Raw genomic sequence first — 16,382 nt, forward strand, 5'->3', positions numbered from 1 at the left:
AATATCTCTCCCTTTCTGAAGTTATCCCCTACATATGTATACATTAACATATGAACATATTACACGCATGATAAATCAACGTCAAACATAAATAAGTTATTAGGGGGATACATTCATTTTACGCTTCTGATTAATGTCAAAACAACTATGGAGAGATAGAATGGGAACAGCATGGATTATGGGGGCTTTTGCCTCTGGATTAGGAATAGGAATCGGCGGAATTTTTGCTTGGATTTTTAAAGGAGTTCAACAAAGCTTTATATACGCTTTGTGCACGGGCCTTATCATTGGATTGTTAGCTTTTGAAATGATTCCTGAAAGCCTCCGCCTGGGCGGATGGGGGGTGTTTTTTGTAGGGGCCATTGCTGGAATCACTCTTTTTCGGTATATTCATCACTCTATTGATAAGGTTACAATCATTACCCGAAGCCCTCAAAAAGATATCTTTGTTCGAACAGGTATTATCTTAACCATTAGTATTTCTGTTCATAATTTTCCAATGGGATTTGTACTTGGTTCAAATATAGGAACAGAGTTAGCTGGTGCCATGGTGCTAACTCTCCTTTTACATAACATTCCCGAGGGGATTATCATATTCACACCCTTATTTTTATCGGGGTTTGGGATTCTAACCTGGATGTTGTGTACAATGGTTGTTACGCTCCCCATCATCATAGGTTCTCTATTGGGACAATTTATCGATATTAGTTTCCCTTTTTTGTTAGCCTTCATTGTAAATATAACGATTTCCATTATTTTCATGGTTGCCATACAGGAGATTTTTAAAGAGTCTATACAACAATCCTCATGGACGTATAGCCTTATTGTGGGTATGGTAGGAATTGGGGGGATCTATTTATATTTAACATTAAGCTGAGCCAAAATAACCTCTTTAAAAGAAAACATTCAAGAGAAAGTATCCTTACCATCTCACTTTATTTACAGTTTAAGATTGAGGGGAAAGGATATAAAATTGAAAAAATATATGTCTCTAACTCTTAGGACCACTAATTAAACCCTACTAAAGCCACAGGCTGTTGAGATGATCCCAACAGCCTCTTTTTTATGCTACTGATTCAACTACCGAAGGGAAAACCATTATTTAACGATGGAACGGCCATATTATAGGATCACCCTTGCTCGTCTTATCCCTTAACGAATTGGGATTATGTGTAAGTTGTTTAGAGAAAACATAAAGTGACCATCATGATAGTGGAAACATTCGCCAGATTTATTACAAAAGGGTTAATGATTTTAAGTATTCATTACAATCATTTAATCTATACACTCTAATTATAGGTAGTGATATTATGTAATCTAGCAACCTTAATACTTATTGAGGAACCATAAAGCTTGATACATTCAAAACTAGCATTTTTATCTAGTTAAGTAACTTTGTGGTACAGAAAAACTTTGGACAGGGGTATTAACATGAAAAGAATCACATTAATTGTAGCCATGATGGTTATCATGAATGTATCAATTGTTTCCACAGCTTTTGGTGCATCAGATAAATTCCAGCCAAATTTAATGAGCAAATCTGCTATCATGATAGACTCAGAGACGGGCGAAGTGCTCTACGAAAAAAATGCCAATAAAAAAATGTATCCGGCTAGTCTAACCAAAATTGCAACAGCTATCTATGCGATAGAAACGGGTGATTTGGATGACGTTGTCACCGTTAGTGAAAATGCAAGAAACACGGTGGGCACAAAAGTCTATTTGGAGAAAGGAGAACAAGTTACCCTAAAAAAGTTGCTTCAAGGGCTGCTGATTAATTCCGGTAATGATGCGGGTGTTGCGATTGCGGAACACTTGAGTGGGAGTGTAAAGCGTTTCTCCACTGAGCTCAACCAATATTTAGAAAACGTCATTGACGTTAAAAATACCAATTTTGTAAATCCACACGGTCTTTTTGATGCTCAACATGTAACTACAGCGAAGGATTTAGCTAAAATTACACAGTATGCAATGAAGAATGAAGTGTTTAGAGAAATATTTGGCACAAAGAAACTAAAATGGAACGGCGAATCATGGGATACTACCCTTTATACTCATCATAAATTAATGAGGCAAAATCCATATAAAGGAGTAACTGGTGGAAAGACAGGATTTGTTAACCAATCAGGATTTACTTTAGCAACTACCGCAGAAAGAGAAAACATAAGCTTAATAGTAATCACTCTAAATAGCAATTTCCAAAGAGGGGCTTATAACGATACTACAAAACTACTAGACTATGGATTCAAAAATTTTCAAACTTCTACTATTCCCGAAGGAACCACGTTTATAGTTGATGGTGTAAAGTATAAGGTCCCCGAAAGACTATCCTATACAAAACCCTTGAATAGAAAGGTAAGTAAAGAAATAAAAGATGGAAAGTTAAAGATTATTGATCAAAAAAATGGTTCAATCCTAACTTCCCTTCAATTGGATAAGGTTGAACCTAAGAGAGAAAAGGTATTAAAGGAACAAGATTTAACATCTAAGAACGTTGATACCGTAGGGGCAGTTCTCAGTAACCTCCCAGGGGTAGTATCACTCCTTGGTAAGGCATTGCATCACCCGTTATTATTGAATACTCTTTCGCTCTAATCACCTATCGATTTTAATAGATGTTGGTATGCTTGGCATCGATAGGTGACCTTTTTCATACCATACTGCGGTTCGAAAAAAGTGCAAACCCAGGACTTATTTCAATTCCTCGTAGTTTACGCCCACCACTAAGACAAATAAAAGCTTAACCATCAGAATGGAGAACCATACTTCAAAATTTTCAAATCCTAACCTGGATAAACTACTAATCAAGAACACGGGGGACAAAAACACCCTTTTTCACAAGAATTCGGAAGGTTAGTTCTGGACGATGAGCATCAAAATGTTATTGTGAACAAATCCCTATTTCCGGGTTAGAAGGCAGTTGAGATGCACTTTATGGAGCATCAAAAGCAGCAAAACTAGGTTTCACAAACGTATAACAAATTGTCCTTAGAAATACAGAAATTAGCAGAGGATGGGGCAAACATCATGATCAAAAATGGATGGATGGAGGAACCACCTAGAGCATTAGACAGGGATGAATTGGCAAAGAAAAAATAATACCCTATTACATGATGTGGGAAGAACTTATATTAATTCAGTTCTAGTTGGCCTACTGCACGTACAGACTGACCGAAAAGCAAAGAACGCTTTCCGTCATTCTGTACGTGTCGCTTCTCCCTAAAATTAGCGATAACTACGGACTGTCAATTTTTTAAGGGGTGAACGAGTCGGCATTGATAGCAAAATCGAAGAGGGCACACCTTGAAGTCAAAAAGCAGGACTTCAAGGTTGCGTTAGATACGATAAGCAGACTTGACGTCTGCTTTTTATTTTTGCTTCAGCATTTCTGTCCCTTTTGCATTCCGAATCGTATCACTCGCAAGTCCACTAAGAAAAAAACAGGTCGGGTCCCGTATGCCCTACCTATTTTTTCTAAGTGAACGAGCTAGCAGCGCAAGGGGCAAAAAAACTTTTCGCTTTTAATAAGTAAAAGCGGAAGCGAAAACTTTTTTGTGCGGAAACCCTTGCGCTGCTGTCTATGCTCCAGATTCGTTCTCCATGTCAAAAGGGCAGAAATAATTCCCTTTGGGGAACCATCCGTTTCGGATGCAAAAGGAAAGGAGTAAAAACATGCAAAGAGAAAAGGAAGAATTTAAAAATAGGAGTGAATATCATGAAGAATGAATTCGTTAATCCAGTAGTGGTTCCAGATGAAAATTCGAAGGTTATAGCGAAGGCCGAGGTTCCTGAAAGAGTTAAAGCGGTCGCAAAAACATTAAAACCACTTGTTGGGAAAAATGTTTCCCTAGCTGTTTTAGAGAGAGAAGTGTTTAAACACAAGCCTATCCTTACAATGAATGAGCTTAGGGACATCACCAACCGTGAAGGTGAGATTGATTTTTTGGATAAAAGTTTCCCCATCTATATTAAACAAGGAGACGATTGGGTTTATCCCCATTACACCATGTTAATTAATCTTCATTTGATCGAGGATAACGGGGGTTTCTCTGATCAATCAGTAGTCAGGGTCATTTCCCTTAAATACAAGGGTGTTGAGGAGACAGTACAGGGATTGCGTAGTGTGTACGTAGTTTTATGTGGAATATCAGAACAAGTGGAGAAGGAAAAAGAGCAAGAAAAGGAAGATAGACGTTCTATAAAAACCCGAAGCTATGGGCCTAAACTGTAGACCAGCTAAAACACTAGATAAGGAAGGGGGATTCATCTTCCTCCTTCTGATATAATGAAGTATAAAATTGAACCATATGGTTCAAAAATGGAGGTTGAACCAAATGCCTGAAATTCATGAGGTCAATATAGATAAAATTACGCAGGAGCTGCACAATGCCTTTTACTTATTCAATAAACACTATTTCAATGATGAGTTGCCGACTCCGGCAATCACCATACAATCATCAGGACACAAACGGAAATCGATGGGATGGTGTACGGTTGTACCCGTATGGGGAGATAAAGAAGGCAAAACCAAAATGTATGAAATCAACTTATCAGCAGAGTTCCTTGATTTGGACTTTCACGAAACGATGGACACCTTGCTTCATGAAATGGTACATCTTTATCACAAAGTTAATGACATTCAGGATTGTAGCCGTAAAGGGACGTACCATAATAAACATTTTAAAAAGAAAGTGCTAGAAATTGGATTTGAATATCAAAGCGACAAACCCGACCCTACTCACGGTTGGACTTATGCAAGGTTGGGGCAAAAAGCAAAGTATGAAATTTCAAACATGAATATAAACGCTGATGTATTTACCATCTCACGGCGTGGTTCTATGTACTTTAATGCCTTAGAAAACGGTCAATCAGCAGAAGAAGCCGAAGCCCAATCAGGGAGGGAAACGTCATCGGCAGGTAAACCATCATCCTACAAGTGGGTTTGTTCTGGCTGCGGGCTTATTATGCGGTCATCAAAACAAGAAGTGAATGTAAAATGTGGTGACTGTGATATAACCCTAGAAAAGCAATAAACATTCAGTTTTTTTATCTCCCGGAATTATGGCCAAAAAACATTGTTCGCTTATTCGGAACTTGGTCAATCAACCAGGACAAAATATCGTTCGTCTTTTTGAATGAAATTGTTCTAGTATTCCTGGACAAAAACAACAAAATTGAGATGGAAAGACGAACATTGCACAAATCTAAAGCAAATTAAATTTTTCTACTACAATAAAAAGGAGTTTTGTTATGATGAAAACGTGCTGTTACTGCGGAAGTCCGGTTGAACCCTACGAACAACATTACTACTGTGATTTTTGTGAAATGAAAATTGGAAAGACGGATGTACAACATGACGGCAAGCGCAAAAACTTCTTGCCGGAATCCCAACCATCCAATATTGATGCAGAGAAGTCCACACCTGAATTAATGACCTATACAACTATTGAACTTATGTTCATGCTCAAAATCGCTCGTAAAGAGCGATCAGACACCTACCATGCTCGTCATACGTTTATTCAAGCCATGAAAACGGGTGCTGATGAGTTTCAAAACGGTGAACGTTACACCTATGATATGTATGATTACTGGACAAGAAAGTGCTTTGTCCTAGAAAATCTGATACGTGAACGGATTGGATACATCCCACACAAATTAACAGAATCCTATATTCAAAATCTTGCTGCAAGAATGGAAGAATCGACAAAAAAGAGGATGACACTAAGGAAGGCTAGAAGTATTTAGGAGACGAAAAATATAATAGAGCGTATCTAGTCACAACAATGTTGTTTAAAACGTGGTTGAACTGGAACAAAAATGCGAAGGGGTATTAATAGGTATGAAAGCAAAATTATTTGAATTCTTTATTACTGACTTTGAAGAAGTGTACGCAGTAATGGATGATGAAAACCAGCGATTACATATTTCTGCTGTAAATTTCAATTACAACATTACATTAGATCTAACAGGAGAATTAAATGAGCAAATTGAACAACAAACGAAGTACGGAGAAATCAGCTTTAATAAAAAGATTGTACAAGTTGTAGAGAAAATCATTAAAGAATTGAAGCTAAATTATAAAGTTAATGCAAAGTAAACACCTCAAAAACCCACATTTTATGGTAAATAAAAAGAAGCCATTTTCGATCGTTTTTTCAAAATGGCTTCTTCCCGACAGATTTCAATTTTGTTTTTATAAAAAAGTTTGATTATTTTTTACCTGTGTTGCTCAACAATCGCGCCTCTTTTCCGGAATAACAAAACTTTATTAAAAATACTCTTTCATTTTACCATTTAACTTTTTTCCTTGATATTCTAGCAACTTCGTATCTTTTCCAAGTCGTATGGTTATCTAAAGTGCAACCCAATACATCTCTTAAACCTAATCTATTCAACATATTATCTTCTTCTTTTGTTATCACACATCCGATGAGATTCTTATCAAGAAATTCATACAATTGTTCATCACTACTTTTGTTACCCAGCATTTTTAATATTTCTCGTCTAATTACATCACGAGGTACAACATGGTCATGTCCTTTCATTCTGTCTTTTTTCTTTTAACATATTGTTCATAAGCTTTCTCAGACCACCATGTACAACCTTTATATTTTCCATCATATTCTGTCCAAGCCCATAAAAAGTGATCAAGCAATATATGAACATTAGCTAGTGGCAATTCGGACAACGTATAGAGTTGATAAATTTTTGAAAGCGATTTAACCATATCCCGATTTGGTTATGAACTTTCTATTTTTCTCTGCTATCCTTCCCACATACACTCACCTACTTTGGTTACTTATTCAACAAACTGTCTATTGCGGAACATTTTTATTGTAACGGAAACATCTTTATTGTCACTCGACAGTAAAATAATGAAGAAGGGGTAGCACCCCTTCTATTACAATTTGATACCTTGCTTGGCTTCCTCCGTCACTTCTTCTTTCCTATCCTGCTGTTTTTCCTGTTTCGCCTCATTGCCTGTTAAAAACTTGTTTAAACTTTGCCGTGCATCTTGATCTTCATTAAAAAATTGCTGAACCTTATCCATTTTACCTTGAAGGCCTTTATTATTTTTAGAGAGATTTTCATTTTCTTTTTTTAAATTCTTGATCTCTTCTTTTAAATCTTCAATTTCCGAAGCCTTAGATGTTTGTTCGTCATTATTTGTTTGACTTTGTTCTGGCGGAACGTCTTCCTTCTGGTTAAGGTGATCTTCTACCTTTTGAGTTATTTCTTTCACTCTATTATTCAAATTTAAAACAGCATTGTCGATCTTGCTTTGAGCAAGCTCTTTAACATGGTCTACTTTCTCATTAACCTTCTCTTGTACGTCTTCGACTTTTCCTCGGGTTTTTTCAGCAACATTATTCTTCGATTCCAAAACCTTTGCCTTAAACTTTTTGGCAAATTCATTGGCCAGTTCTTTTAATTTCTCTTGAAAATCTTGAATCCATTCTGATACGGAAACCCCTTTATTTTGTTGCTGCTGTTGTGTATAGGATTCAAGCAAACTCTCAACTTTCTCGAAATGCTTATCTAGCATAGATTCAACTTGATTTTCACTTAATAAAGATTGACCGTTATCTTTTGCTTCCAACTGGCGGTTAATGACGTTCATTAATTCCTGACCGTGCTGCTCCATAGCTTCATTCATAATTCTTTGATTCATCGTGCATCTCTCCTTTGTTATTTTTTATTTAAAAAATAATTCTTGAATTTTTTAAGGTAATATTTTTTTACCATTACAAAATTCTTTTTAGTAAACATCTCACGGTTCTTTTGTTTAAACTTATTCCATGTTTGATTCGCTTCATTGTCTTCTTTTATCATTCTAATTTGTCTTTTTACGTTAAGAGTCACGTAAAAGCTAACCACTGCCAAAAATAGATAAGTAAATACATTATATGGACCAATTGTACTCTCCAAAAAATCCATTATCATTATCTTGTTCGCCCTCTAACCATGGCAAAGCGAGTAGCCATTTTCCCCCCATTGATCATGGTTCTGGAAGAACCTGTTCCATACCACATATGACGGAGAACAGATGGTCCGCGAATGATTAACACACACATGCCAATTAGCAACATGAATTTCCACCATGTAAAGCTGTCACTTGTTAAAATTTCTGTTATGGCAACCATCAACGCCATTTGTACAATAATTGTTGTTAGCTGCGATAAAACTTCACGCCACCAAACCGACATGTAATTGTTTTCATCTGAACAGACAGAGATAGCAGCCCAAATTGAAAGTAATTCCAGAACCAGTAAATCGACATGATAGATACATATTTTGATTGTAAATGCAACAATAGCAACTGTTACAAACCCTAAAACGATTAGAAACACAAAGCCATCACCGATGATGTCGCCAATACTTCCTTTTGATAAGTAATCCGTTACACCTTCTGCGGTGTACTTTCCCATTTCCCCAAACATCCAAGTTCCAAGGGGTGTTATTATGTCTCTAACAAGAAAAGTTAAAATGAAAGGGAGAATGGGTATCAATGCAGAAGCTAGCACAGCACGAAGGAGAATATCCGATAACCCAACTTGATGGGATGCACCTGCATTAGTTTGAATCGTATATTCAAGGATTTTCCATAGAAGAATCACGAGCATAACTCCTGCACCAAAGCTAATAAATAATAGATACGTTTCATTTAAGAACCCTGTCAATCCTTTGTGAGTAAAAACTATGTTTGCTAACCATTGTAGGGCTGATTCTAAGACATCCGAAATTAAGTTCTCAAAGAATTCCTTTATATTATCCGTTAAATTAAACACTCAACTCCCTCCCTCATATTTAACTAACCTTATTGATCTTCCATCCCCCATCCTTTAAAACCATTTCTATTTTCAATGCACTATCTCTTAAAGTAGATTCAGTAGCATCTATCCTTAACAATACTTGCTTTTGTTCCTCGTTTATTCGGTAATCAGTTATTTCATAAATGTTCCTAAAAGTAGTTTTTTTCTCCTTAATTTTTGTGTTAAGAAAAAAAGCAGATTCACTTTGATAAGATTTGTTATATTCTTTTCGGTTATCTATAGCTTGATAGACCTCCTTTTTGAAATCATCAGTGAAATAATCAATCATTTTTTTATCAACAGCATTTTTGATTTCTCCATTGTTGAGACTTGCAATGGATTCTCCATTCTCATAAAGTGAGAAAAAGTCCTTCAGTGCTTGCTTGCTCTCTTTTGCTGCTTTCTCAGGGTTAAACCCTCCCCCACCACAAGCAGCAAGTAACAATGTCATTACTAACAATGGCAATAAGTATTTTTTCAACGTCAACACTCCCTATCCGTTCGCCTCTTGATTAAAGAAGTTTTCGGCAGCATCCATCTGATTCTCTTGTTGTTCTTCCCTCTTTTGTTCCTGACTTTGATCGAAGGCTTGTATTTTTTCTTCAAACGCTGTCAGTACTTCTTCTGTCGGTTCATTCTCATAATCAACTTGACGAACTAAAAATTTATTGTCTTGATTTGATTGGGGGATAATACCCGGGAACAATTTATATTGAAATGCTTTATTAGCAATTACAGGCCTTTTGCCAGCGATAATCACAATTGATTCGTGATCGGGCATGGTAAGGATTTCATCCAAGTTTTTTAAATTCCTGCCTGTGTAATTAAAACTTTCAGATGCGGAGTTACTTTCACTTTTCCCCCTACTTTTTGATGTTGACCCTGTTTCCACCTTGACTGTCGCTTTACCCATTTGTTCCATGAAAAATTTACCACTTGTTTCATTCACGTTCCCCAAACAGATTTTCACCGCACAGTTACCAATAATGGATTCCGATTTTTCTTTACCGTAAATCGCCTGTAGCTGAGTAATATTTTGAACAATCGTTCCCACACCGATACCATAGCCACGGCATGTGGCTAAAAATCGTTCATAGTCATCAAATCGCCCAAGATTGGGAAACTCATCTAAGATAAAAAAAACAGATTGAGGGAGCTTTGCATTGTTCTCTGCACCGATACGATAAAGTTCATTGAACATCTGATTAAAAAATAGGTTAATCAACCCTTCCCATGTACTATCCATCACGGGAATAATTACATAGACAACTATTTTTCGCTTTCCTACATCCCCCACAAAAAAGTCAGAGAATGAAGTAAAAGCAGCAACCTCATCATCTACAAAATCGCCAATCGTAGTAAGTAAAGAGATAACGATGCTTGCACGGGTTTCTTCCTGTGACTTCATAAAACCGAGTTCATAAGCACGTCTGGCAGGGTTACGCCGATCAAGCATTAAAAACTGTTCATCGAGTTCACTTACACCCTTGCTTTTGTCTCTTTCGGGGTCAAATTCCTGCAAAAAGTCCAGTATCCCTGTCATATTCTGTTCTGATGGCTTCATTTCATTGATTGAGTAAAGAATCAATGCTTTGAGTAAACTTAATTGTGAGTTATACCAAATATCCTTTTTCTTCGGGTCGTTTTTAGCTGCAACAATGGTATTAGCAACCGTTGCTGCATGTATATCTTTCTTTACGTAATCAAAGGGATTGTAACGATCACTGCTAACCATATTACTGAAGTTGACGACACGAACATCATAGCCTTGTTTGCGCTTGATTTCAGATGTCTTCTCATATACCTCACCTTTCGGGTCGGTGACCACTATCGAACACTCTCGTTCATTCAGCACATTTGTCATCACATAACTTTGCGTTTTATAAGAACCTGGACCACCTACAACAAAGTGGTTACGATTCGGGGCACTACTGTCTGTTGGCTGTATCATGAGATTTTTTTGAAATTCCCCTAAGATGATGCCGTTCGTTTTCAATTTAGTCCCCTCCCTTGGTTTCTATTGATTCCATTAATTCATGAAAGACATCCTTTCTTGTTGCTCCTTTAAATTCGTTGCCTGTAAATATCTCCTTCGGTTTAGCAAAGCGAGCTGAACCATGATACCGTTCGTTCGGATCGACTTCCCACCCTTCTTTTTCCTTTCCTAATGTAACTGCAAGGTAAGCTGAATAAAATATACTTCCAATCAGCAGCATGTAAAAAAGAGGATTTGGATTCACATCCAAAGGATTCAATAAAATAGTGAAAGCTTTATCTTTAATCATGTTTAGATTGAGATTCCCCATGTTTTCAGCAATGAAAGGAAGCAGGTGTCCGATTTGCATGGTGATCTCAAAAAGGAATAAAAAGCAAAGAACGAAAACCAATATCTTTTGCTTTATCATTTTAAACTCCCCCTTAACTTTGGCTGACAGGTTGGATATACCCGTATGATTCAAGGGCTGTGATGATATAGCCATCATTTTTTGTTTTCACACCTGCTCGGAAAAGCTGATGCCGTTCACTCGGTGTGCTGCCCTCGATTTCGTAAGAACTCGTCATATAAACAAGGACATCCTTTGTGTTTTCTTTATCTGGTGGAGAAGAAGCAACATAAACCTTGATTCCTTTGACGTTATTCTGAAATTTAACCTTCGGAACTTCTCCCCCACCCATGCCATTTAAAGTTTGAATAACGTCTTTACTAACTTCTCCTTTTACGACTTCAAATCGTGTTAAATAATCTTCATTTCCATAATCGAAAAGCGTTTTAAATGTATCCTTAATGAACTTCTCTTTGTCTTGTGATAGGGATTCTTCAGAACCCTTTTCTGTCTTACCTTGTTTCTCCCCTTTTGTAATTTCTCTTTCCTCTTTTTCATTCGCTGATGCTTGATGATCGGTACTTAACGCACCGATATAGAGCAATAAGAAAATAACATTTGAGAGAATCAACGCTCCTATAATGAAGTATTGTTTCACCTTATCTCAACCCCATTAATATTGGTTTTAGTGTTATATTTAGTGTTAACTTATGTATTAGTTTTAATACTAAGTTAAGTACTAAACCTAACTTTATTATTAAACCTAATGTAGATATTATTGTTGAATTTAATTTTAACTTTAAAAATTTGCAATTCTACCAAACCCAACAAAATGTTTTGACCAGTAGCTGCTGTTTAAATTTGAAAACTCGATACCTGAACCGTTTGCATTGAACATTTTCCCATTACCGACATAAATACCAACATGCGTAATATGTTTTTGCGTTTCATAGGTTCCCGTAAAGAAAACCAAGTCCCCTACTTGCGCTTGCCCGGGTGGAATCTTCATGCTAGCAACGTATTGGGTTTGTGCTGTACGAGGAATATTGATGCCTGCCTGCCCAAACGCCCACATCATTAGACCAGAACAATCAAAGCCGACCGATGGGCTTGCCCCTGCCCACACGTAAGGGTCTCCTTCGAACCTAACCATGTTGTCAAGAATATTTTGCAGAGTAGCATTATCAGCCATTTTTATGTTGGTGTTGCCTTGATTGTTGCCGCCTGTTAAATTCTCCATGACATGGACTAAATATTGTGGGTCGCCGTAATCATCCCAACCCAAGCGTTTTGCTTGTTGTTGGGCGAATGTTTTGGCTAACTCCGGTGTATGCTTTCCTCCATGTTCAGCGATGAAGTCGATATAGCCAACACCGAAATTATAGCTTTGCACAATTGTTTTGAAATCGACTCCTGCTTCTTCACCTCTTTGAAGTAAATCAGCAAAATATTGTACTCCCACTTGAACACTTCTTATTGGATCTTGTATTGTATTGGGTGGTAATCCCAAGCTCTCTGATGCTTGCATAATATCCAATGTGTCAGAAGCTCCAAGTTCTTGAGCCATCAAAGCTAATAAAAACTCTGTATATTCGGCTACTCCATACTTTTCTGTATACGTTTCTAAGAGAGGTCTCCATTTGGCAATATAATCCGGAACTTGTGCCTTTCCGTGAATCGTTCCAACGTTTCCATAATTGGGTTGCTGTTCACTCTTTAAACCCAATGCGGCTGAAGCTAGAAGCAGGATTAAAATCAAAAATGCATACACGGCTTTTTTCCAGTGCTTTTTAGCGATCATTGCTCCTTTGACTGTAGCAACAGCAGACATGTTCACTTCCTCCCTGCTCTATTTCTTCAATTCTTCTAATCTCTTTTCAGCTTTCTTCAGTTCTTCGTTCAATTTTTCCTTTTCCTTTTCATCGTCCGTATCCTCTATTTGCTTTTTCAGATCATCAATTTGCTTCTCAATTCCTTCGATTTTTTTAAGCCGTTCGTTTTCTTGTCTCTTTTCTTCAATTAACTTCGTTAATTCCTTATCATCAAATTGATTGGCCAAATATTCCGCAGAGTGTAAATCGCCGTTTTCTATGAATGCTTTTCCCATTCGATGGGCTAGTGTTGCATCCTCAATAAAACTCTTACGGCTATCTAACACTGATTTGTTATAAGCCACAACAGCTTTTGCATCAGACAAACGTTGATTTTCCTCTAGTTTTAAATCAAGTATTTTTTCCTTTTTCTCTTGTTCATACATAGTTGATACAACGTTTTCTACGGTTTTATTTGTCGGGTTCGTATCCAGGGCAAGTTGGTATTGTTCTTTTTTGATGAGAAAAGCAGCAATCTCTTTTTCGCTTTTGCCTGCCCTTTTCATAATGTCTACCACTTGCTTATAGTCCTGATCGTGAACAGCTTGGATTTTTTCAATTTGTAATTCCTTCTGTTCTAATTTTTCACTATACTCTTGAGCAATGGCTTTACTTTGGGCGTTGGTTAACGTGTAAGCCCCTGTCACCCCTAACAACAAAGCGACAAGCGAACAAACGACAACCGCATAGAAACGATTCTTTAATCTTTTCTCAATAGATGCAATGTCTTGGAAGTATTGATATTGGGTGTATTCGTAGCTTTGTTGTAGGTCGGCTTTTAGTTCGGAAAGGTTTTCAGATTCCTCAATGGTTTTAAGTAACTTAATGACTTGCTCTTGTTCCCTCTTTTTAAAAACTAACTTTTTCTGCTTATAGGCTTTCATCCCGTGTCGCAAAAAGGCTTCATAAGACTGACAGGAGATAAGCGCATACGCTAGGGCTTTATATTGGTCGATAGCTTCGTGTTCTCCAAGTGCGCCTTTATTTATAACATCCACATAGGTAAAGCGAACACTGGTCATCGGGCGAAAGAAAACGGTACTTGGATGCAGCGAATAGGTATATTTACGGCTTAAAGGGTCAATTTCTAAAACTGATTTAATCGCTGCTATTCGAACAGGTAAGGTTTCCTTTTTTAATTGTTCAAGAGATATAAACTGGTCGGGAATATCGTACGTCAACTGCACCCTGCCCTTTTCCATCGTTGCCTGTTGAAGATGAAGTGTATCCGGCTCTTGATTATGAGCGTGTTGTAGACTATCTAAATTGATTTCCTCAGCTTCTCCGTTTTCGATTAGTTGTACAACCGCCTGATCTTTGGCAATTTTAATATTTCCTTCACCAAAATTCGCAATTTTCAAGGCTTCACCCTCCCTTTCGTTTATGACATAACATGTTCTTTGGATTCTTCGATTTCTGCGTTTGAAATTCTGATATTCTCCGTATAGTCAGGCTCATCGACAGCCGGTAGATCATACTCTTTTTCGTACCTTGCTTGATCCCATAAGCGCAATTCTTCTTGTGTCAATTGCACCTTCATAAAGGCTCGGTTTGACCCGTGGATAAAGAGGGCTTCCCCTTGCCTTTTGGCACTCAACAACCTTTTTTCTTCCTTCGAGAAATTTTCTTTTAATCGGCTAGTGACTTCTTCTACCCCGACATTATCAAGTCCAAAAAAGACTTTGGTAAAGCTGTTTTCAATAACAGCAGCCCCTAAATCATTAGCAGCATCTAATACGTCCTGAATCTGCTGTGTACCGGCTATTGCCCCTGCATTATATTTTCTAAATCGCTTGTAAGCCGAATAGAAAAATTCCATCGAATCAGGGTTTTTGGAAAGAAAGTGAAACTCATCAATGAAACAATAAACGGCTTCATCTCGATTTTTGGTTACTTCATCCCACAAAAACGAAAACGTATTGAGATAAGCTGCAGCTTGAACATCGTGTTCATTTTGCAGTCGCTTTAAATTGAAACTGACGAGCTGATCGTTCAGATTCACATTGGTATGACCATCGAATATGGTGTTCGAACCTGAACAGTAACTTTCTAGGATGTAGAAAAAGTCTTGTAATCGTTCAAAACGCTCGATATCCTTTTGCCTTAATATTTGTAGCTGTTCATATAAATCACTTAATGTCGGGAATCCCTCTGACGGGACCTCTTCGATCATTTTGTATTGAAAAATTTCTTTTGCATCGTAAGTATCTCTGATGACTTTGTCCAGAAGCGCCTTTTCCACTTTTGATAGATCAGGTTTTAATACATTGAAAAACGCTTTCAATCGTTGAATTTTATTCTTCACAATCATTTCAATTGTTTCATTGACTTCATCGCTGCCTGTATCCGAACTAAAGATTTGAAACGGATTAATCTTCGTTTCCGAATTAGAAGAAAGGTTAATAACCTGCCCCCCTAATTTGCTGACAATGCTTGAATACTCATTTTCAGGGTCAATGATGAAGATGCGATTTCCCATAGCAAATAGGCGCATGATCTTTTGCGTCATATAGGTGGTTTTTCCAACACCCGATGTCCCAATAATCGTCATGTTTTGGTTTAATGTCTTGTTACGGTCAAGGTAGTCTACAGCGATTAACGACCCTGTTTCCCGATTGACCCCTTCCACTTGAGCCGTAGGGGTTAGCTCCAATATTTCTGCATCGTCAAACGGCATAAAGGAGGATGCAGCCTCCGTGTTACTTAATCGGGATGTATAATCGGTCAACAAGTTTTGTTCGATCGGCAACGAGGACCAGAAAGCGTGATACATGGCTTTCGTTGGTGTGAGTTGTTGCAGCCTTAACCTTGTCAACGTTCTCACTACTGAGTCATTCAAGTTATCTAATTCTGTTAAACTATTAGCTTGAAGAAACAGATACGTATGTTGTTTAATGTAAGTCGTTTCGGCATTTAAATATTTGTCCAGTTGAAGATTGGCAGATTCAATCTGCTTTTTTAACTGTTTCTTCAGATACGGGTCAACGCTTTTTTCCATTTCCACTTGCTTGTTTTTAATGGATTCATTGTAATGGTGAACCATCCTGGAATCATCGGCTGATTCCAAGTGCTGTGAAATGGTGATATTTCCCCTTTTTCTTTTTAAGTCATTTAACCAGTTTCCACTTCGCTGATTAGGATAGCCTGTTATTGCTATTACTCGAATGTAGTTACTTCCTGCTTCAATATGTTCTGTTTTTTCTTCCCACGAAAAGGGATAGATTTCATCTAGCGTGTGTGTATCTAGTACGTTATCAATTTCATCTGAAGACAGGGAATCATCGATTTGAATATCTTCCTCAACGCTTTCACGCTTTTTCGGTTTTGCAAAAGGGAACAGTAATGATCGAATAGCTGACATATTATCTCTCCCT

16 protein-coding genes and 1 pseudogene are annotated in these 16,382 nt (G+C 37.4%); 7 read left to right on the top strand and 10 right to left on the bottom strand.

Annotated elements, in window-relative coordinates; all coding sequences use genetic code 11:
• Positions 1-160 precede the first annotated feature (160 nt).
• The 7 genes and pseudogenes from G6R08_RS22195 (at position 161) to G6R08_RS21320 (ending at position 6,097) form a co-directional block, all read left to right on the top strand.
• Positions 161-877 carry a ZIP family metal transporter gene (locus G6R08_RS22195; protein WP_079524916.1) on the top strand — a complete coding sequence of 239 codons (717 nt, stop codon included), beginning with the start codon at positions 161-163 and terminating at the stop codon, positions 875-877.
• A gap of 554 nt (positions 878-1,431) precedes the next feature.
• Positions 1,432-2,595, top strand: a complete 1,164-nt coding sequence (locus tag G6R08_RS21295) for a D-alanyl-D-alanine carboxypeptidase family protein (RefSeq protein WP_079524918.1) — start codon at positions 1,432-1,434, stop codon at positions 2,593-2,595.
• A gap of 378 nt (positions 2,596-2,973) precedes the next feature.
• Positions 2,974-3,099 (top strand): annotated as a pseudogene (locus G6R08_RS21300) (DUF3231 family protein); the annotation flags it as partial.
• A 616-nt stretch (positions 3,100-3,715) separates the two neighbouring features.
• Complete coding sequence (locus G6R08_RS21305; RefSeq protein WP_079524920.1) at positions 3,716-4,231, top strand: hypothetical protein; 516 nt, start codon at positions 3,716-3,718, stop codon at positions 4,229-4,231.
• Positions 4,232-4,334: 103 nt separating this feature from the next.
• Positions 4,335-5,033: a SprT-like domain-containing protein gene (locus tag G6R08_RS21310; RefSeq protein WP_079524922.1), complete on the top strand. Its 699-nt coding sequence runs from the start codon at positions 4,335-4,337 to the stop codon at positions 5,031-5,033.
• Between the two features lie 217 nt (positions 5,034-5,250).
• Complete coding sequence (locus tag G6R08_RS21315; RefSeq protein ID WP_240339844.1) at positions 5,251-5,745, top strand: hypothetical protein; 495 nt, start codon at positions 5,251-5,253, stop codon at positions 5,743-5,745.
• Positions 5,746-5,839: 94 nt separating this feature from the next.
• On the top strand, positions 5,840-6,097 hold the full coding sequence (locus G6R08_RS21320) for a hypothetical protein (RefSeq protein ID WP_079524924.1): 258 nt from the start codon (positions 5,840-5,842) through the stop codon (positions 6,095-6,097).
• Between the two features lie 190 nt (positions 6,098-6,287).
• Here the strand turns inward: G6R08_RS21320 and G6R08_RS21325 are convergent, their stop codons facing one another.
• The 10 genes from G6R08_RS21325 to G6R08_RS21370 all read right to left on the bottom strand — a co-directional run bounded on the left by G6R08_RS21325 (position 6,288) and on the right by G6R08_RS21370 (position 16,369).
• Positions 6,288-6,545, bottom strand: coding sequence for a hypothetical protein (locus tag G6R08_RS21325; RefSeq protein ID WP_079524926.1), 258 nt, complete (start codon positions 6,543-6,545; stop codon positions 6,288-6,290).
• A 356-nt stretch (positions 6,546-6,901) separates the two neighbouring features.
• Positions 6,902-7,672, bottom strand: a complete 771-nt coding sequence (locus tag G6R08_RS21330) for a hypothetical protein (protein ID WP_079524930.1) — start codon at positions 7,670-7,672, stop codon at positions 6,902-6,904.
• Between the two features lie 271 nt (positions 7,673-7,943).
• The gene (locus G6R08_RS21335) at positions 7,944-8,789 is read right to left on the bottom strand and encodes a conjugal transfer protein TrbL family protein (RefSeq protein WP_079524934.1); all 846 of its coding nucleotides are present in this window, start codon (positions 8,787-8,789) and stop codon (positions 7,944-7,946) included.
• A gap of 19 nt (positions 8,790-8,808) precedes the next feature.
• Entirely contained in the window at positions 8,809-9,294 is a 486-nt protein-coding gene (locus G6R08_RS21340; RefSeq protein WP_079524936.1) for a hypothetical protein, read from the bottom strand.
• 12 nt (positions 9,295-9,306) lie between these two features.
• Entirely contained in the window at positions 9,307-10,809 is a 1,503-nt protein-coding gene (locus tag G6R08_RS21345; protein WP_240339845.1) for a VirD4-like conjugal transfer protein, CD1115 family, read from the bottom strand.
• Between the two features lies 1 nt (position 10,810).
• Positions 10,811-11,218, bottom strand: coding sequence for a hypothetical protein (locus G6R08_RS21350; protein ID WP_079524938.1), 408 nt, complete (start codon positions 11,216-11,218; stop codon positions 10,811-10,813).
• A 13-nt stretch (positions 11,219-11,231) separates the two neighbouring features.
• Entirely contained in the window at positions 11,232-11,795 is a 564-nt protein-coding gene (locus tag G6R08_RS21355; protein WP_079524940.1) for a hypothetical protein, read from the bottom strand.
• A 141-nt stretch (positions 11,796-11,936) separates the two neighbouring features.
• Positions 11,937-12,968, bottom strand: a complete 1,032-nt coding sequence (locus G6R08_RS21360; RefSeq protein ID WP_079524942.1) for a bifunctional lytic transglycosylase/C40 family peptidase — start codon at positions 12,966-12,968, stop codon at positions 11,937-11,939.
• A gap of 18 nt (positions 12,969-12,986) precedes the next feature.
• Positions 12,987-14,369, bottom strand: coding sequence for a coiled-coil domain-containing protein (locus G6R08_RS21365; RefSeq protein ID WP_079524944.1), 1,383 nt, complete (start codon positions 14,367-14,369; stop codon positions 12,987-12,989).
• Between the two features lie 20 nt (positions 14,370-14,389).
• Positions 14,390-16,369, bottom strand: coding sequence for a VirB4 family type IV secretion system protein (locus G6R08_RS21370; protein ID WP_079524946.1), 1,980 nt, complete (start codon positions 16,367-16,369; stop codon positions 14,390-14,392).
• Between the last annotated feature and the right edge of the window lie 13 nt (positions 16,370-16,382).

The organism is Halobacillus ihumii, assembly GCF_902726645.1.
Taxonomy (GTDB): domain Bacteria; phylum Bacillota; class Bacilli; order Bacillales; family Halobacillaceae; genus Halobacillus_A; species Halobacillus_A ihumii.